Consider the following 16,646-nt stretch of genomic DNA (forward strand, 5'->3'; position numbering starts at 1 on the left):
CCGGTGAAGGGGCAGCGCATCGGTCACGTGGATCGGTGCCGCAATCTCGGACTCGCGGGTGGGCGAGGCCGGTGGGCTTCTCAGTGGTGGCGGCCCGTTCCCGGGCCGAGCGCGGCGGGGAGGTCGGTGAGGGACCTGATCACGATGTCGGGTGGGCTGCCGTCCGGTTCGAAAACGCCGCCCGAGCGGTCGACCCAGGCCGCGCGGAGCCCGGCCGACTCGGCGCCGATGATGTCGAAGGAGTTGCACGACACCAGGCGCACCCGCGACGGCACCCGGTCGAGGCGCGCGGCCGCATGATGGTACGGGCGGGGGGACGGTTTGAACGCCCGCACCTCGTCGACGCTGATGACCTCGGCGAAGTACCGCCGCAGTCCGCTGGCGTCCAGGACCGCGTCGAGCATCGCCGGCGCGCCGTTGGACAGGACGGCCAGGACGTGCCCTCGGTCGAGCAGGGCTTCCAGCGCCGGGACCGCGTCGGGAAACGGTTCGAGGTCGTTGTAGCCGGCGATCAGCGATTCCTTGGCACTGGTCTCGAGCCTCTTGTCCAGCAGGGCGAGCGCGTGGTCCAGCGCTTTGCGGGTGCACCAGCCGAAGTCCTCGTACCGCCCCATGGCGGTAAGGCGGAAACTGATGTCGAGTTGCTTCCGGCGCCAGAGTCGGGCGACCTCGGCCGCGTCGGCGGGAGGCAGCCGCTCTTCCAGGTCCGTCGCGATCCCAAGGGGATCGACGAGGGTTCCGTACACGTCGAAGACGAGCGCTTCAGGGCTCGGCAACCTGGTCTCCTTCCGTCACTGTGCCACGTCCCGGGCCCGCGGGCGACCGCCCGGCGCCGCCGTGGAAGACCGCGAAGTTCTCCACCGGCTCGCGGGTCGTGCGCCGGGCGCAGAGCACATGCCCGGGATCGGCGTACCCGAGCGCGAGGCCGCACACGATGGTCTGGTCGTCGGGGATCGACAACTGGTCGCGCAGCACCGGATGAAAATGGATCAGCGAGGCCTGCGGGCAGGTGTCCAGGCCGGCCCCGCGAGCGGCGAGCATCAGGGCCTGCAGGAACAGCCCCGCGTCGAGGAGCGCGCCGGCGAGCAGGTGCCGGCTGACCGTGACGACCAAGCCGACCGGAGCCCCGAAGAAGGTGTAGTTGCGGGCGTGGTAGGCGTTTCGCAGCACCATGTCGGCCCGGCCGATCCCCAGGAGGTCGCCGTACAGCCATTCTCCGAAGCGGTGCCGTCGCGTGCGAAAAGGCTCCGGCCAGGCGTCGGGGGCGGGCTGGTACGGGTATTCCAGAGCGGTTTCCGGGAGCCGCCGACCGTTCTCGAACGCTTCGAGCAGCGCGGTCGCCAGCCTGTGCTTGGCCGCCCCCATGAGGACGTGCACCCGCCAGGGCTGGCTGTTGGAGTTGCTCGCCGACATCGATGCGAGCGCGAGCAGCCGTTCGACCTCCTCCCGGGTCACCGGGACCGGGAGGAAGGCCCGCACGGACCGGCGGGTGCGAAGGGCTTGTTCGACGCTCACCGCGGCCCGCGGAGGCGGTGGGCCGGCCGGCCCCGTCTCCGGGGCGTCGTCCTTCCGCCCGGAACCGGTCTCACGCATCGGCGGGCGGGGCGATGTCGTAGGAGATGCGTCCCGCGGGCAGGTAGAAGAGCGCGATCAGGGCGCCTCCCTTCACCTCGGGATAGTGGTGACTGCCCGGTGCCGGCGCGGTCCATCCCGCACCCGACCAGCCGAGCGGACCCGCCAGGCGGGCGTCGGCGTCGAGCGGCACGACCAGGTTGAGCTCCCCGTAGGGGTGCTGGTGGTACTGACCGCGATAGGGCGGGACGCTGTTCATGTAGACGGCGGTGATGCTGAAGTAGTGGAGTTCCTCACTCGGCTCGGCGATCCGGCTGCGCCGGTAGTCGGGGCCGTCCACCTCGATGTTCGCCGCCCAGCCGGCCTCCACGCCGTCGGTGACCATTCCGGCGAGGTCGTCCCAAAGGGAGGAACCCGGGCCGTGGGTCGTGTTGAGCCAGGCTTCCAGGTCGGGCCCCGCAGTGCGGTTCCTGACCTCCGAGAGAAAGGGGATACTGCGCTCGACCAGGGCGCGGGCGCTCGGTTCCATGATGTGTCCTTCTTGCTGGGTGACGGATAAGGGTGCAGGCCCTTAGGGACGGGCCGGACGAGGAGTTCCCGCCGCTCAGACCGGTGCGGTTCCCTCGGCCGCCTTGGCCGTGCGCTCGGCCAGGTCCATGAGGCCGGCGAGCAACTCCCGCAGGAGCTCCCTGGTGATCTCGTCCCCGGTCATGGTGCCCTCGGCGTCGAAGCGCTCGTGGGACCGGAAGACCGTCACCTCAGGGTGGGCGACGACGGGAGCCTGGATGCGGTGGAGGATCTGGCGCAGGACGAGCTGGGCCCGGGCGGTGCCGAACTGGGACGGGGACGCCCCGAGGACGGCGACGGGTTTGTCGCGCAGGCCGGGGTCCTCGGCCGGGCGGGAGAGCCAGTCGAGGGCGTTCATCAGGGCGCCCGGGATCGAGGAGTTGTACTCGGGTGTGGCGATGACGACCCCGTCCGCGCACCGGACGCGTCGGCGCAGGTCCGCGACGTGCGCGGGCTCCGGGCCGTGCTCCAGATCCTGGTCGAAGTGAGGCAGGGATCCGAGGGAGTCGACGATGTCGATGGTGACGCCGGCCGGGGCCAGCTCCCGGAGGGCACGCAGCAGGCCCGTGTTGTGCGATCGGCGCCGGAGGCTCCCGGAGATCGCGACGAAGGTCAGGTCAGGCATGCTCTTGGGCCCCTCGGTGTCGGTGTCGGTGGCGTCGAAACAGCGGCTTGGTTGTCCGATTGCCGCACAAGAGTTCGCGCGATACGGTCGAGACCTGACGACGAACCGGAAGGGCACGATGGGGCGCTTGGCTGAACGGGACAGTGAGGCACGACGGCAGCGGCGGATCGCCAACGCGCCCAACGCGGCGGACTTCTCCGAAGCGCTGGCGCGCGGGCTGGCGGTGCTGTCGGCCTTCTCCGCCGAGAACCGGCGGCTGACCCAGGCCGACCTCGCCCGGGAGCTGGGCCTGTCCCGTGCGACGGTGCGGCGGGCCGTGCTCACCCTCGAACACCTGGGTTACCTGGCGGCCGACGGCCGGGCCTACGAGCTCACCCCGCGGATCCTGCGCCTCGCGTCCGGCTACCTGACCTCCAACGTGACCAGTGCCGTCATGCAGCCCGTCTGCGACCGCGTCTGCGCCCGGCTGCAGGAGGCGTGCTCGGTCGCGGTCCTCGACGAGGCGGACGCGGTGATGGTCGCCCGTTCCGTGCCCAACCGCCTGATCCAGGTGGGGAGCGGGATCGGGTACCGGACGCCCGCGGCGGTCTCCTCCCTGGGCAAGGTCCTCCTCGCCTGCCTGCCACCGGACGAGAGCGCGCGCGGCCGGGCGGCGATCGAGGCGGCGGGCGGCTCGGTGGACGAGGAGGCGCTCGACCGGATCCGCGAGGACGGCTACTGCTACGTGGCCAACGACGTCGAGGCGGGCGCGCACTCGATCGCCGTCCCGCTGCGGCGCTGGGACGACCGCGTCATCGCGGCCATCCACGTCGGGTGCAACATCGAGCGGTTCTCCGCGGAGGTCATGCGCGGCGAGGTCCTGGCGCTCCTGCGGGAGGCCGCTGACGAACTGCACGCTCAACTCCTCTGAACCGGGGCGGTGTGGATCGCCGCCGGGCGGGTCGCGGCGTCGTAGGCGGCCTGCGCGCCCCAGGCGCCCATACCGCTGTCCCCCGCCGGCTCGAAGATCCGCCCCGGGCCGCCGCCCTGCCACGCGTTCACCCAGAGCAGCCCGGCGGGGATCGCGCGAGCCGCGGTCACGTGATCGGGAGTTCCGGAGTACACGGTCGCGGCGAGGCCGAAACGTGAGCGCGAGGCGAGTTCCACCCCCTCCTGGAAGGAGTCGACGACCCGTACCGGGGCGACCGGGCCGAACGTCTCCTCGGTCATGATCGCCATCGAGTCGTCCACACCGGTCAGAACCGTGGCCGGGTAGAAGAAGCCCGGCCCGGCCGGCACCTCGCCGCCGGTGCGGATGCTCGCTCCCTTGGCCGCCGCGTCGAGGACGTGCCCGTGGACCAGGTCGCGCTGGCGCCGGTCGACCAGCGGCCCCAGGACCGTCGACGCGTCGCGCCCGTCGCCGTGCGCGTACCCGCGTGCGGCCTCGACCAGCGCGTCGACGAACCGGTCGGCGATGTCGCGGTGAACGTAGACGCGTTCCATCGAGGTGCAGATCTGGCCGGAGTTGAGGAAGGCGCCGTGCGCGACCGCCGCGGCCGCCGCGACCGGGTCGACGTCCGAGTCGACGATCACGGGGTCCTTTCCGCCTAGTTCCAGGATCGCGCGGTGCAGCCGGCCGCCGGCGCCGGCGCCGACCGCCCGGCCCGCCGGGACGGATCCGGTGAAGTGGACAAGGCCGATCCCGGGATGCTCGGCGAGGGGCGCGCCGGCCCGCGCGTCGCCGAGGACGAGGTTCACGACTCCGTCCGGCAGCGAGAGCATCTCGCACAGGCGGACCGCGGACAGCGGCGAGCGCTCCGACGGTTTGACGACCACGGTGTCGCCCGCGGCCAGCAGCGGTCCGATGATCGACAGAAGGGTGGCGACGGGGAAGTTCCAGGGCGTGATGACCGCCGCGACGCCCAGCGGATGACGGACGATCTCGGTCGCGCCCCCGTCGTGCGCGACCGAGGTCGTGAACGGGTAGGTCAGGGCGGCTTCGGCGTCGGTCCGCAGCGCCGCCGCCCCGGCCTCCACGAAGGAGCGGCCGAGCACGACCGGCTGCCCCATCTCCTGGCACTGGAGCCGCGCCAGTTCGTCCGCGTGGGCCCCGACGGTGTCGGCGTACGCCCCGATCCGCCGTACCCGTTCGGCGACGGGCAGGGCCCGCCACCCGGGCTGCGCCGCGGCGGCGGCGGCGACGGCGCGGTCCACGTCGTTCGCGGAGCCGCCCGGGAGGCGGGCCACGGTCTCCTCGGTGGCGGGGTCCACCAGGTCGAGAAGTGAGGGGTCGGCGGACGGGGTCCAGACTCCGCCGACCAGGTTGCGCAGTGTCCGCATGGTCGTCCCCTTTTCAGCCGAGCCGGTCCGCCATCAGTTCGCCCGCCATGATCGCCACGAGGTTCGTGTTGGCGCGCGGCACGGTCGGCAGGATCGAGGCGTCCACCACCCGGAGCCCGTCCAGCCCGAGGACGCGGCAGTCGGGGTCGACCACCGTGCCCGGGGCGGACGGGCCGCCCATGGCGCAGGTGCTGGTCGCGTGCTGGGCGTCGTACGCGGTGGCGAGCAGGTAACCGTCCAGGGCCGCGTCGTCGTCGATGACCTTGAGCAGGTCCTCGTTGAGCCGGTCCGGCGAGTGGGCGGTGATCGGCGCGACCTCGTCACCGCGGGCCAGGTCGGCGACGTGCCGGATGCCGGCCCGCAGCCGGGCGAGGTCGCGGGGGTCGGCGAGCATCCGCTCGCGCACCTCGGGCTGGACGGTCGGGTCGGCGGAGGCCAGCCGCACCGTCCCCCGGGAGTAGACCTGGTTGACCCAGACTCCGAAGGCCCCGGCACCGAAACGCAGGTCGGCGAACTCCATCGCCAGCACGTTCTGGTTGCCGGACGAGAGCAGCATGTCGTTCGGCTGCCCTTCCGGATCGCCGCTGGAGTACCGGACGCACACGTTGGTGTGCCGGTCGTCGGGCGTGCGCACCGCCGACTCGGCGTTCAGCGGGATGCCGAAGAAGACCACGGGGTGGTCCTGGAGCCCCTGGCCGACCGGCAGGTCCCGCAGCACCTCGATGCCCAGCGCGCGCAGGTCGCCGGCCGGGCCGATGCCCGACCGCATCAGGATCGCCGGGCTGTGGACCGCTCCGGCGCTCAGCACGACGAGATCGGCGTACTCGCTGGTCACGGTGCCGCCGGTGAGGACCCGGACGCCGACGGCCCGCCCGCCGGCGATGAGGACGCGATCCACGAGGGAGTCCCCCCGGATGGTCAGCCCGGTTCCGCTCCGCGCCGGTTCGAGGTAGGCGTCGTTCGTGGTGACCCGGCGCCCGCCGCGGGAGTTGATCGGGTAGGGGGAGAGCCCGGTCGCGCCGGGCGCGTTCACGTCGGGAGCCCAGGGGTGGCCCGCCGCGGTGGCCGCGCGGTGCAGCGCGGCATCGACGGCGCCCCATCGGTCCTCCGGCGTCCGGTGGATGGGGATGGGCCCGCCGCGCCCGTGGTACCCCTCGTCACCGAACCACTCGTCGTCCTCCAACCGGGCGAAGTAGGGCAGCACGTCCCGCGGTGACCAGCCGGCGCATCCCGCGCCGGCCCAGTCGTCGAAGTCCTCCATGGGCGGCCGGATCGCGATCTGCCCGTTGACCGCGGAGCTGCCGCCGACGCCGCGGCCCCGCCAGAAGGGCGCCGGGGCCTGCTGCTCGGTCCTGGTCGCGTCGAGGCCCTGCCAGATGAGGCGTTCGGACGCGGTGGGGTCGAGGAGGGCGCGCATCGGGTTCGGCGACCGCCACACCTCCGGCATCTCGGCGGTGGTGTAGTCCGGGCCCGCCTCCAGGAGCAGTACCCGCGCGCCCATCTCGGCCGCGCGGGCGGCGAGCGGGGCCCCCGAGGAACCCGCCCCCACAACGATCAGATCCCAGCCGTTCCCGCTCATGGCGTCCTCCAAGTTCGATTAACGCACAAATGTTCGTCTTTCGCACGAGCCACGCTACGTCCTTCGGGCGCACGGCGCAATGCCCTGACGTGGCGTTCCACCGAAATCTGCCATTGCCAGCGCGGCAGAGTCGCCTTACGATGCTCGAACAGCGCACAGAAGTGCGTTAATCGAACCATATTGGAGCTGCCATGCCCGCACCGGACGTGCTGCGGTCCCTCCCCCGGGCCATGCCTGATCTCGAGGCCGTCTACCGGGATCTGCACGCGCACCCCGAACTCGCCTACGCCGAACACCGGACGGCGGCCGTCGTCGCCGCCCGGCTGCGGTCGGACGGGTTCGCGGTGACCGAAGGGATCGGCGCCACCGGGGTGGTCGGCGTGCTGCGCAACGGCGACGGCCCCGCCGTCATGCTCCGCGCCGACATGGACGCCCTGCCGGTCGAGGAGCAGACGGGCCTCGACTACGCGAGCACGGTCACCGCGACGGATGAGAGGGGCGAGACCGTCCCGCTCATGCACGCGTGCGGCCACGACGTGCACGTGACCTGCCTGCTCGGCGCGGCGCGGCTGCTGGCGGCGTCGGCCGGACTCTGGTCCGGCACGCTCGTCGCGGTCTTCCAACCAGCCGAGGAGGGACGCGGCGGCGCCAAGCGCATGCTCGCCGACGGTCTCCTCCAGGTCGCCGGGAAGCCCGACGTCGTGCTGGGCCAGCACGTCTTCCCCCACCCCGCCGGCAGCGTGGGATACCGGGCCGGTCCGTTCCTCGCGGCCTCCGACGGCTTCGACGTGCGGCTGTACGGCCGGGGCGCGCACGGCTCCTGGCCGCAGTCCGGCGTGGACCCGGTGGTCCTGGCGGCCTCGACGGTGATGCGGCTCCAGACCATCGTCTCCCGCGAGGTCGCCGCGGACGAGCAGGCGGTGCTGACCGTCGGCTCCCTGCACGCCGGGACCAGGGCCAACATCATCGCCGACCACGCCGACCTCAGCCTCAGCGTCCGCAGCTTCGACCGGCAGGTCAGCGCGCGCATGGTGGCCTCGGTGCGGCGCATCATCGAGGCCGAGTGCGCCGCGTCGGGCTCGCCCCGGCCGCCCCGGTTCGCCGAGCTGGCCGGCTTCTCCCCCACGGTGAACGACCCGGCGGCGACCGAGCGGGTCGCCGGCGCCCTGCGGGCGCTGCTGGGAGAGGACGCGGTCACCGAGATCGCGCCGATCATGGGCAGCGAGGACTTCGGCGAGTTCGGCGAGGCCGCCGGCGCCCCCTCGGTGTTCTGGTCGCTGGGCGGCGCCGATCCCGAGGCGTACGCCGCCGCGCTGGAGGCGGGGACGGTGGACGAGGACATACCGTCCAACCACTCCCCGCTCTTCGCGCCGGTCGTGCGGCCCACGCTCACCACCGGAGTGAGCGCGCTGGTCGCCGCCGCCATGGAATGGCTGAGCGCCTCCCATGGCTGACGGGCGCCCCCTCCCACCGCGGCGGGACTTCAGCAGCGACAACGCCTCCGGCGCGCACCCCGAAGTGCTGGCCATGGTGGCGGCGGCCAACATCGGCCACGCGCCGAGCTACGGCGCCGACGCGTGGACCGCGCGGGCGGAGGACCTGCTCTCCGCGCGGTTCGGGGCCGGCGGTCAGACGTTCCTGGTGTTCAACGGCACGGGCGCGAACGTGTCCGCGCTCGCCACGGTGCTGCGGCCCTACCAGGCGGTGGTGTGCTCGGCCGACGCGCACCTGCACACCGACGAGTGCGGGGCCCCGGCCCGCTTCACCGGAAGCACCGTGATCCCCGTGCCCGCGGAGCGCGGGCTGCTCACCCCCGAACGGCTGGAGGCCGCCCTGCCGCCCGGCCGCCGCGGGGAGCACCAGGTCGTCCCCGCGGTCCTGTCGCTCACCAACGCCTCCGAACTCGGCACGGTGTACGGGCCCGAGCAGGTGGCGGAACTGGCCGCCTGGGCCCACCGGCGGGGCCTGCTGGTGCACATGGACGGGGCCCGGCTGGCCAACGCGGCCGTGTCGGCGGGAAGCTCGCTCGCCGAGGTCAGCACGGCGGCGGGCGTCGACGTCCTCTCCTTCGGCGGCACCAAGAACGGGCTGCTCTTCGGGGAGGCCGTCGTCTTCGCGGGGACCGCCGGAGGTATCGCCGCCGCGCGGCACTACCGCCACACCCGCAAGCAGGCGACGCAGTTGGCCTCGAAGATGCGTTTCCTGAGCGCGCAGTTCGTGGCGCTGCTCAGCGACGGACTGTGGCACCGCAACGCCCTGGCCGCGAACACCGCCGCCTCCCGCCTCGCCGCGGGCCTCGGCTCCGTCCCCGGCATCGAGGTCGTCCACCCGGTCCAGGCGAACACGGTGTTCGCGACGCTGCCCCCGCCCGTGACGGCACGGCTGGCGGACGAGTTCTCCTTCCACACCTGGGACCCGGCGGCCGGCACCGTCCGGTTCGTCTGCTCCTTCGACACCGGGACCACCGACATCGATCCCCTCGTCACCACGGCACGGACCTTGATGAACGCCTAGAGGAAGGGCGCCACCATGACCACAACGAGTGCGGACCCGGCAGGACCGGCAAGGATCGTGGACCAGCCGCGAGGCTTGGCGACACTGGTGGGAATCGGCCTGTGGGAGCGATTCTCCTTCTACGGCATGCAGGTCGTCCTGCTGTACTACCTGTTCTTCTCGGTGGCGGAGGGCGGGCTTGGCCTGTCCAAGGCGGAGGCCACGTCGGTCATCGGCGCCTACGGCGGCCTGGTCTACCTCTCCACGGTCATCGGCGGCTGGGTCGCCGACCGGCTGCTCGGCTCGGAGAGGACGCTCTTCCTCAGCGCCATGCTCATCATGCTCGGCCACGTCGCGCTCGCCGTCGTCCCCGGATTCACCGGCGTCTGGATCGGGCTCGCGCTGCTCGTGGTGGGAAGCGGCGGCCAGGTCGGCAACGTGACCTCCTCGGTCGGGCACCTGTACGGGCAGGGGGACCGGCGCCGCGACAACGGATTCCTGCTCTTCTACATGGGGCTCAACGTCGGGGCCCTGGCGGGCCCCCTCCTGACCGGGCTCGCGCGCACCCGCCTGGGATTCCACTACGGCTTCGGTATCGCGGCGATCGGCATGGCCATCGGCCTGGTCCTGCTCTTCGGAGGACGGCGACACCTCGGTCCCCGCGGGCGCAGCGTCCCGGACCCGCTGCCCCGGTCCGCGATCGCGAAGGCCGGCGGGACCGCGGTCGGCGTCCTCCTCCTCGTCGCGCTGGCGGCGACGGCGGGCGTGCTGACGATCCGCCACCTGGCGACCGCGATCACCGTCGTCGTGCTGGCGGTCATCGTCGGCTACTTCGCGACCATGCTGCGCAGCGCGAAGGTCTCCCCCGCGGAACGGCGCCGCGTGTACGGGCTCATCCCGATGTTCCTCATCAACTGCGTCTTCTGGGCGCTCTACCAGCAGCAGTTCACGGTCGTGCAGATCTACGCGGCCACCCGCGTCGACCTCCACGTCCTCGGCTTCGCCATGCCGCCGGAGTTCTTCAGCTCGGCGGTGCCCTTCTTCGTCATCCTCCTCACCCCGATGCTCGTGTCGCTCTGGTCCCGTGCCGGGTCGCGCGAACCGTCCACGCCGGTCAAGTTCCTCGCCGGGGTCGTCCTGATCGGCCTGTCGTTCCTGCTCTTCCTCCCCATGGCCGGAAGCGGCGGCGCGGTCAACCCGCCGCTCGCGCTGGCCGGGATCCTCCTGGTGTTCACGCTGGCCGAACTCTTCGTGTCACCCGTCCAACTGGCGCTGTCGACCGAACTGGCGCCGAAGGCGTTCCAGACCCAGACGGTCGCCCTGCTTTTCCTGTCCACGGCGGCGGGATCCGCCGCCTCGGGCATGCTGGCGGGCTTCTACTCCCCCGAGCGCGAAGGCGCCTACTTCTCCACGCTCGGCCTCGCCTCGCTCGCGGCGGCCGTGCTCTTCGCCACGACCCTCCGCTGGGTCAAGTCCATGGTGAACGGCGCCCGGTGAATCCGCGAGCGCAGTCTCCGAAGGCACGGAAAGGAATCCGATGATCACGCGCTACGACTCGCTCCCCCTGGGCGGCGACTGGGTCGCCCCGGCGACCCGTACGACGATCCGCGTCGTGTCACCGAACACCGAGGAGCCGATCGGCGAGGTGCCGGCGGCCGGGCCGGCCGACGCCGACGCCGCCGTGGCCGCCGCCCGCGCCGCGTTCCCCGCGTGGCGGGACCGCGCCCCCGCGGAGCGGGCCGCGCACCTGCGCCGGTTCGCCGACCTGATCGAAGCCCGCAAGGACCGGTTCGCCGAAGTCGTCTCCTCCCAGAACGGGATGCCGATGGCGGTCGCGTCCCAGCTGGAGGCCCTCTACCCGGCCCTCCTCCTGCGCTACTACGCCGGCCTCGCCGCGGCGCAGCAGGAGGAGAACCGCCAGGGTCTGCTGGGCGGCACCATCAAGGTGCTCAGGGAACCCGTCGGAGTCGTCGCGGCGATCGTGCCGTGGAACTTCCCGCAGACGCTGGGCTTCATGAAGATCGCCCCTGCGCTGGCCGCCGGCTGCACCGTCGTCGTCAAGCCGTCCCCGGAGACCGTCCTTGACGCCTTCCTCCTGGCGCGGACGGCGATCGACGCGGGCCTGCCGCCGGGCGTGCTCACCATCGTCCCCGGCGGCCGGGACCTCGGCGCCCACCTGGTCGCCCACCCCGGTGTCGACAAGGTCGCGTTCACCGGGTCCACCGCCGCGGGCCGCGAGATCGCCCAGACCTGCGGGCGCTTGCTCCGCCCGGTCACCCTGGAACTGGGCGGCAAGTCCGCCGCGATCGTCCTGGACGACGCCGAACTGGACCTCGGGACCATCGGCGGCGACCTCTTCGTCGCCACCCTGGCGAACAACGGCCAGACCTGCTTCCTCGGGACCCGGGTGCTCGCGCCGCGGCACCGCTACGCCGAGGTCGTGGACGTCTTCACCGAGTTCGCCCGCTCGATGAGCGTCGGCGACTCGCTCGACCCGGGCACGCAGATCGGACCGCTGGTCACGGCCCGCCAGCGGGACCGCGTGGAGGCCTGCATCGCCAGGGGCCGGGCCGAGGGCGCCCGCGTCACGACGGGCGGCGGCCGGCCCGCCGGCCGCGACCGCGGCTGGTTCGTCGAGCCGACCGTGTTCGCCGACGTCGGAAACGAGGCCGCCGTCAGCCGGGAGGAGATCTTCGGACCGGTCCTGACCGTCATCCCCTACCGCGACGAGGAAGAGGCGGTGCGGATGGCCAACGACTCCGACTACGGTCTGGGCGGCACCGTCTGGTCCGCCGACGCCGACCGGGCGCTCCGCGTGGCCCGCCGCGTCCGCACCGGGACGATCGGCATCAACAGGTACATGCCCGACCCGGCCGCACCCTTCGGCGGCGTCAAGGCCAGCGGTATCGGCCGCGAACTCGGCCCGGAGGGCATGGCCGGCTACCAGCAGCTCAAGTCCGTCTACTGCTGACGCGCGAAGCGCCGCCGCGTGCGGGACCCGTGAGCGAGCTCCGGGTCCCGCCGCAATCCTCGGGCCTTCCTGCCGGGTCAGTGGTTCGGGTCGACGGCCATGACCACGGCCTTGGGCTCGGTGAAGAACTCGCGGCTGTAGGTGCCGCCCTCGCGGCCGAGGCCGGAGTCCCCGACCCCGCCGAACGGGGCGCGCAGGTCGCGGATGAAGAAGCAGTTCGTCCACACCGTGCCGGCCTTCAGGGCCGCCGACACCCGGTGCGCTCGGGAGAGGTTCTCGGTGAACACCATCGCGTTCAGGCCGTAGGGGGTGTCGTTGGCCGCCGCCACGGCCTCGTGCTCGGTGTCGAAGGGCGTGACCACGGCGACCGGACCGAAGATCTCCTCCCGGCGCACGCGCGCGGTCGGCGGCGCGTCGAGGACCACGGTCGGCCGGACGAACAGCCCTTCGGCGCCCACGCCGCCGGTGGCGATCTTGCCGCCCTCGCCGGGCACCCCGTCGAGGTACGCCTTCACCTTCGCGTAGTGCTCCTCGGAGGCCAGGGGGCCGAGCTGGGTCGCGGGGTCCTTGGGGTCGCCGGGCACGAGGGCCTCGGCCGCGGCGATGAAGCGGTCCAGGAACTCCTGGTAGACCTCGCGCTGGACGAACAGGCGGCTGCCGGCGAGGCAGACCTGCCCGGCGTTGCTGAAAATGGCCTTGATGGACCAGGAGACGGCGAGGTCCAGGTCGGCGTCGGCGAACACCAGGTTGGCGCCCTTGCCTCCGAGTTCGAAGCTGACCGGCGTGAGGTTCGCCGCCGCGGCCCCGGCGATGGCGCGGCCGGTGGCGGACTCACCGGTGAAGGTGATGCGGTCGACGCGCGGGTCCCTGGTCAGCGCCTCGCCGACGGAGCCGGGCCCGTAGCCGTGGACGACGTTCAGCACGCCGGGCGGCATCCCGGCCTCCAACGCCAGGCTCGCCAGCAGGGACGCGGAGGCGGGGGTCTGCTCGGCCGGCTTCAGCACCACCGTGTTGCCCCACGCCAGTGCCGGGGCGATCTTCCAGGTCTCCAGCATGAGGGGGAAGTTCCACGGCGCGATGGCGGCGACGACACCGGCCGGCTCGAAACGGGTGTAGGCGTGGTGGCCGCTGTCCATCGGCAGTGCCTCGGCGGCCGACAGCCGCGCGTGGTCGGCGAAGAACCGGAAGTTGTAGGCCGACCGCGGAACGTCCTTGCCGCGGGTGTCGGAGACGGGCTTGCCCATGTCGGTGGTGTCGGCCAGTGCCAGCTCGTCGAGGTCGGCCTCCATCAGGTCGGCCAGCCTGTGCAGGATCGCGCCCCGTTCCGCGTACCCCATGCGCGGCCAGGGGCCTTCGTCGAACGCGCGGCGCGCGGCCGTGACGGCGAGCCCGGCCTCCTCCCGGCCGCCGAGCGCCACCTCCGCCCAGGGCTGCCGGGTGTACGGGTCGACGGTGGGGAATCGGCTGCTCTGGCGGGACTCGGTCTCCCGGCCGTCGATGACATGGGGGATCAGGTTCATGGCTGTTCCTCGTTGCGTTCTTCGATGGTCACGTCTCCGGCGGCCCAGTGGGCGGCGGGCACCTCGCGGAGGATGACGCGGATGTCGCGCCGGGGTGCCCCGATGGCCGCCTCGGCGGCCTCCGTCAGGCGGGTGATCAGTGTGCGCAGCTGCTCCGCCGGCCGGCCGGCGACCAGGGTCACCTCGATCAGGGGCATCAGCGGCCTCCCGGCGTCCGGACGGTCCGGGCCAGTGCGCCGGCCGCGTCGGCGACGGGGACGACCTCGGCGAAGACGGTGCCCATCAGCCGCAGGCTGCCCAGGTGCAGGTCCTCGACGTATCCGGCGACCGCCTCCCTCGGAACGATCGCGCGCAGGTCGCGGAAGAAGGCGGCGCGGACGGTCGACTCGACGCAGAAGTCGGTGCGCACACCGGCCACCACGAGCGTGCCGACGTCGAGGTCGCGCAGCAGTCCGTCCAGCCCGGTGCGGTGGAAGGCGTCGAAGCGCGGCTTGGTGATCTCGTGGTCGCCCGGGGCGCGGTCGAGACCGGCGAGCAGTTCGCCGCCCCACGTCCCGCGCCTCAGCCCGCTCGCGCGCAGGAACGGGCTCCGCTCGGCCAGCAGCCCCACCTCGGCGTCCTGCGCCCACTCCATCCGCACCCAGATGACGGGCCGGCCCGCGGAGCGGGCGGCGGCGGTGAGGGTGTTGACGTGCCCGACGAGGTCGTCCAGTCCGGTGACGCGAAGCCCGGCCCGCGCGAACACGCCGTCGGGATGGCAGTAGTCGTTCTGCATGTCGATGACGAGCAGGGCCGTCCGCGGGCCGTTCATGTGCCGCCTCCGCGGGCGGCGGTCAGGGCGGCGTGCGCCGCGACGGCCGCGTCCAGGCGGTCGGGGTCGTCGCCCGCGATGGCCTCCACCAGTTCCTTGTGGACGGCCGGTCCGTCCACGTATCTCGTGGACGGACCGTTGGGCGTGACGCCGCGCAACCTGTTCTCCACGAACTCCAGCAGGGAGACATAGGTGTGCTGCAGGACCTTGTTCGGGGTTATCTCGGCGATCCGGCGGTGCAGGGCCCAGTTGGCGGCGAGGTACCCGACACCGTCCTCGGAGTCGCTCTCCACGGCCGCGGCCATCGCCTCGGCCAGCCGGCGCAGCTCCGCGACGTCGCCTTCGGTGCGGTGCCGCATGGCCTCCCGCGCGAGCAGCGGTTCCAGCGCTTCGCGCATGACCAGGCAGTCGGAGACCGAGACCGAGTCTCCGCTGAGTTCGAGCATCTTGCGGCCCAGGCGCACCATCGGGGGCGGGGTCGCGACGAAGATCCCGCCCTTGACGCCGGGACGGACGGAGATCGTGCCGCGCGAGATCAGCAGGCGGACCGCCTCGTTGAGCGTCGCGGCCGCCACGTCGAACTCGCGGCGCAGGCTGTCGCGGGTGCCGAGGCGGTGGCCGCCGGCCAGGGCGTCCTCGGCGATGCGCGCCTCGATCCTGCCGGCGACGGTCTCGGCCAGGGAGAGCCGGGGCAGGTCGGACGCCGCCTTGTCGGTGCTCATGTGGGGTGTCCTTCGACTGGGATGGGGGGAGCGGAGGGTTCTTCGACCCGCTCGGGCGGGTCCGGCCGGGCGACGTGCAATCCGAGCAGCCGCGCGGCGTTGCCTCCCAGGATGGCGGTCTCCTGCCCGGCGTCCACGCCCAACGCGCGCACCGTCCGCAAGGGGTCGTGGTCGACGAGGTCGAACGGGCTGTCGGTGCCCAGGAGGACGTGGGCGGCCGTCATGTCCTTGACCAGCCGGCCGAGGGCCCCGGTGTCGAACACCGCGGTGTCGTACAGGAGCCGGCGCAGGTAGTCGCTCGGCGTGCGGCTCGTCACCCGCGCGACCGGCTTGCGCCGCCAGCCCAGATCGAGGCGGCCGCTGACGGCCGGGACGCACCCGCCGCCGTGCGCGAGGCAGAGGATTAGGTCGTGCCGGTCCAGCACACCGCCGAAGACCAGCCGGGACGTCGCCAGCGCGGTCTCCATCGGGTAGCCGAGCAGCTGGACCAGGTGGTAGTCGGCCAGCCGGTCGCGGGAGGAGACGCGGCTCGGGTGCAGCAGCGTGAAGCAGCGCCGGGCGGCGAGGGCCCGCCACAGTTCCTCGTTGACCGGGTCGTCGAGTTCGCGCCCGCCGCCGAAGGTGCCCATGGTGGCGCCCACCATGCCGAGCTCGTCCAGGCAGCGGGCCAGCTCGTCCGCCGCGCCCGGGTGCCCCACGGGCACGGTCGCCAGCCCGGACAGCCGGCCGCCCGAGCCGGCGACGAATTCGGCGAGCGCGTCGTTGGCCAGGCGCGTGACCTCCAGCGCGAGCCGGTCGTCGCCGGACTCGGAGGCGAACAGGAACGGCGGCGCGGCGACGACCTGGTGATCCACTCCCATCGCGGCGAGGGAGGCCAGGCGGAGTTCCATGTCGTGCTGTTCGGGAGCGAGCGGGATGGGCGATCCGGGCGCGAGCCCGCAGATCGCCGGGTCGAGGTTCAGCACGCGCTCCGCACCGCGGGACAGGTCGGCCAGCCCCTTGCGCTCCAGATGCCGCAGGAGCGGCATCGGCATCGCGTGCGTGTGAACGTCGATGACCGGCGTCCGCGGACGGGGCCCGCGCCCGGTCGCGTCTGCGTGGGGCACGGCCCTACTCACCACGCTCGGCCATGTAGGAGTCGTACCGGTCTCCCAGCAGGGACCTGAGCAGCGCGGTCGCGGCGCCGGAGGTGCCCGCCGTCTCGCCCGTGCCGTAGATCAGCCGTGCGAGCTGGGAGAGCAGGTAGGGGTGCAGGCCGAGTTCGAACAGCGTGCGGAAGTCCCGGTCCAGGATCGCCGTGCGTTCCTCGCCGGTGAGCGGATAGGCGTCCAGCACCTCCTTCTCGGACGACTCGAACCGGGCCCGCAGTTCGCGGTCCCACTTCAGGTCCTGCACCAGATCGTTGGTCCGCAGCAGCGGGTCGAAGTATTCGAGTGCCATTTCCGGGTCGTCCATTCGTGTAGGCGG

Annotated in this window: 17 protein-coding genes; 5 read left to right on the forward strand and 12 right to left on the reverse strand. The window is 72.7% G+C overall.

Features of this window, described 5'->3' with window-relative positions:
- Positions 1–80 precede the first annotated feature (80 nt).
- The 4 genes from CHC11_RS04920 to CHC11_RS04935 all read right to left on the reverse strand — a co-directional run bounded on the left by CHC11_RS04920 (position 81) and on the right by CHC11_RS04935 (position 2,764).
- Complete coding sequence (locus tag CHC11_RS04920) at positions 81–776, reverse strand: haloacid dehalogenase type II (RefSeq protein ID WP_089310406.1); 696 nt, start codon at positions 774–776, stop codon at positions 81–83.
- Positions 763–1,515: a nitroreductase gene (locus tag CHC11_RS04925; RefSeq protein WP_218825942.1), complete on the reverse strand. Its 753-nt coding sequence runs from the start codon at positions 1,513–1,515 to the stop codon at positions 763–765. The genes CHC11_RS04920 and CHC11_RS04925 overlap by 14 nt, the downstream gene beginning before the upstream one ends.
- Positions 1,516–1,585: 70 nt before the next feature.
- Positions 1,586–2,101, reverse strand: coding sequence for a DUF4863 family protein (locus CHC11_RS04930; protein ID WP_089310408.1), 516 nt, complete (start codon positions 2,099–2,101; stop codon positions 1,586–1,588).
- A gap of 75 nt (positions 2,102–2,176) precedes the next feature.
- Positions 2,177–2,764, reverse strand: a complete 588-nt coding sequence (locus CHC11_RS04935; RefSeq protein ID WP_089311014.1) for an NADPH-dependent FMN reductase — start codon at positions 2,762–2,764, stop codon at positions 2,177–2,179.
- A 127-nt stretch (positions 2,765–2,891) separates the two neighbouring features.
- On the opposite strand from CHC11_RS04935, the gene CHC11_RS04940 reads away from it, so the two are divergent.
- Entirely contained in the window at positions 2,892–3,674 is a 783-nt protein-coding gene (locus CHC11_RS04940; protein WP_179278691.1) for an IclR family transcriptional regulator domain-containing protein, read from the forward strand.
- Here the strand turns inward: CHC11_RS04940 and CHC11_RS04945 are convergent.
- Both CHC11_RS04945 and CHC11_RS04950 read right to left on the reverse strand, forming a co-directional pair.
- Positions 3,662–5,083 carry an aldehyde dehydrogenase family protein gene (locus tag CHC11_RS04945; protein WP_089310410.1) on the reverse strand — a complete coding sequence of 474 codons (1,422 nt, stop codon included), beginning with the start codon at positions 5,081–5,083 and terminating at the stop codon, positions 3,662–3,664. The genes CHC11_RS04940 and CHC11_RS04945 overlap by 13 nt on opposite strands.
- Positions 5,084–5,096: 13 nt before the next feature.
- Entirely contained in the window at positions 5,097–6,662 is a 1,566-nt protein-coding gene (locus CHC11_RS04950) for a GMC family oxidoreductase (protein WP_089310411.1), read from the reverse strand.
- Between the two features lie 191 nt (positions 6,663–6,853).
- On the opposite strand from CHC11_RS04950, the gene CHC11_RS04955 reads away from it, so the two are divergent.
- The 4 genes from CHC11_RS04955 to CHC11_RS04970 are packed head-to-tail and all read left to right on the forward strand — an operon-like array spanning position 6,854 to position 12,126.
- Positions 6,854–8,116, forward strand: coding sequence for an amidohydrolase (locus tag CHC11_RS04955; RefSeq protein ID WP_179278692.1), 1,263 nt, complete (start codon positions 6,854–6,856; stop codon positions 8,114–8,116).
- The gene (locus CHC11_RS04960) at positions 8,109–9,176 is read left to right on the forward strand and encodes a threonine aldolase family protein (protein WP_089310412.1); all 1,068 of its coding nucleotides are present in this window, start codon (positions 8,109–8,111) and stop codon (positions 9,174–9,176) included. Before CHC11_RS04955 ends, CHC11_RS04960 begins: the two co-directional genes overlap by 8 nt.
- A 15-nt stretch (positions 9,177–9,191) precedes the next feature.
- The gene (locus CHC11_RS04965) at positions 9,192–10,652 is read left to right on the forward strand and encodes a peptide MFS transporter (RefSeq protein ID WP_089310413.1); all 1,461 of its coding nucleotides are present in this window, start codon (positions 9,192–9,194) and stop codon (positions 10,650–10,652) included.
- A gap of 40 nt (positions 10,653–10,692) precedes the next feature.
- The gene (locus CHC11_RS04970) at positions 10,693–12,126 is read left to right on the forward strand and encodes an aldehyde dehydrogenase (RefSeq protein ID WP_089310414.1); all 1,434 of its coding nucleotides are present in this window, start codon (positions 10,693–10,695) and stop codon (positions 12,124–12,126) included.
- Between the two features lie 77 nt (positions 12,127–12,203).
- Here CHC11_RS04970 and CHC11_RS04975 read toward each other — a convergent pair whose 3' ends face one another.
- The 6 genes from CHC11_RS04975 to CHC11_RS05000 are packed head-to-tail and all read right to left on the reverse strand — an operon-like array spanning position 12,204 to position 16,634.
- A complete protein-coding gene (locus tag CHC11_RS04975) occupies positions 12,204–13,646 on the reverse strand; it encodes an aldehyde dehydrogenase (protein ID WP_089310415.1) in 1,443 nt (480 codons plus the stop codon).
- Positions 13,643–13,843 carry a tautomerase family protein gene (locus CHC11_RS04980; protein ID WP_089310416.1) on the reverse strand — a complete coding sequence of 67 codons (201 nt, stop codon included), beginning with the start codon at positions 13,841–13,843 and terminating at the stop codon, positions 13,643–13,645. The genes CHC11_RS04975 and CHC11_RS04980 overlap by 4 nt, the downstream gene beginning before the upstream one ends.
- Positions 13,843–14,457 (reverse strand): cysteine hydrolase family protein, encoded by a 615-nt coding sequence (locus tag CHC11_RS04985; RefSeq protein ID WP_089310417.1) that lies wholly within the window; start codon positions 14,455–14,457, stop codon positions 13,843–13,845. Before CHC11_RS04985 ends, CHC11_RS04980 begins: the two co-directional genes overlap by 1 nt.
- On the reverse strand, positions 14,454–15,179 hold the full coding sequence (locus CHC11_RS04990) for a FadR/GntR family transcriptional regulator (protein ID WP_089311016.1): 726 nt from the start codon (positions 15,177–15,179) through the stop codon (positions 14,454–14,456). The genes CHC11_RS04985 and CHC11_RS04990 overlap by 4 nt, the downstream gene beginning before the upstream one ends.
- Positions 15,176–16,300 (reverse strand): amidohydrolase family protein, encoded by a 1,125-nt coding sequence (locus CHC11_RS04995; RefSeq protein WP_342749951.1) that lies wholly within the window; start codon positions 16,298–16,300, stop codon positions 15,176–15,178. The genes CHC11_RS04990 and CHC11_RS04995 overlap by 4 nt, the downstream gene beginning before the upstream one ends.
- Entirely contained in the window at positions 16,290–16,634 is a 345-nt protein-coding gene (locus CHC11_RS05000) for an extradiol ring-cleavage dioxygenase (protein ID WP_245918758.1), read from the reverse strand. Before CHC11_RS05000 ends, CHC11_RS04995 begins: the two co-directional genes overlap by 11 nt.
- Between the last annotated feature and the right edge of the window lie 12 nt (positions 16,635–16,646).

Source organism: Actinomadura mexicana, assembly GCF_900188105.1.
Classification (GTDB): domain Bacteria; phylum Actinomycetota; class Actinomycetes; order Streptosporangiales; family Streptosporangiaceae; genus Spirillospora; species Spirillospora mexicana.

Excerpts from the sequence above, each read along its gene's own strand:
- CHC11_RS04930 (WP_089310408.1), bottom strand. The coding sequence starts at position 2,101 with ATGGAACCGAGCGCCCGCGCCCTGGTCGAGCGCAGTATCCCCTTTCTC.
- CHC11_RS04935 (WP_089311014.1), bottom strand. The coding sequence starts at position 2,764 with ATGCCTGACCTGACCTTCGTCGCGATCTCCGGGAGCCTCCGGCGCCGA.
- CHC11_RS04945 (WP_089310410.1), bottom strand. The coding sequence starts at position 5,083 with ATGCGGACACTGCGCAACCTGGTCGGCGGAGTCTGGACCCCGTCCGCC.
- CHC11_RS04950 (WP_089310411.1), bottom strand. The coding sequence starts at position 6,662 with ATGAGCGGGAACGGCTGGGATCTGATCGTTGTGGGGGCGGGTTCCTCG.
- CHC11_RS04955 (WP_179278692.1), top strand. The coding sequence starts at position 6,854 with ATGCCCGCACCGGACGTGCTGCGGTCCCTCCCCCGGGCCATGCCTGAT.
- CHC11_RS04960 (WP_089310412.1), top strand. The coding sequence starts at position 8,109 with ATGGCTGACGGGCGCCCCCTCCCACCGCGGCGGGACTTCAGCAGCGAC.
- CHC11_RS04965 (WP_089310413.1), top strand. The coding sequence starts at position 9,192 with ATGACCACAACGAGTGCGGACCCGGCAGGACCGGCAAGGATCGTGGAC.
- CHC11_RS04970 (WP_089310414.1), top strand. The coding sequence starts at position 10,693 with ATGATCACGCGCTACGACTCGCTCCCCCTGGGCGGCGACTGGGTCGCC.
- CHC11_RS04975 (WP_089310415.1), bottom strand. The coding sequence starts at position 13,646 with ATGAACCTGATCCCCCATGTCATCGACGGCCGGGAGACCGAGTCCCGC.
- CHC11_RS04980 (WP_089310416.1), bottom strand. The coding sequence starts at position 13,843 with ATGCCCCTGATCGAGGTGACCCTGGTCGCCGGCCGGCCGGCGGAGCAG.
- CHC11_RS04985 (WP_089310417.1), bottom strand. The coding sequence starts at position 14,457 with ATGAACGGCCCGCGGACGGCCCTGCTCGTCATCGACATGCAGAACGAC.
- CHC11_RS04990 (WP_089311016.1), bottom strand. The coding sequence starts at position 15,179 with ATGAGCACCGACAAGGCGGCGTCCGACCTGCCCCGGCTCTCCCTGGCC.
- CHC11_RS05000 (WP_245918758.1), bottom strand. The coding sequence starts at position 16,634 with ATGGACGACCCGGAAATGGCACTCGAATACTTCGACCCGCTGCTGCGG.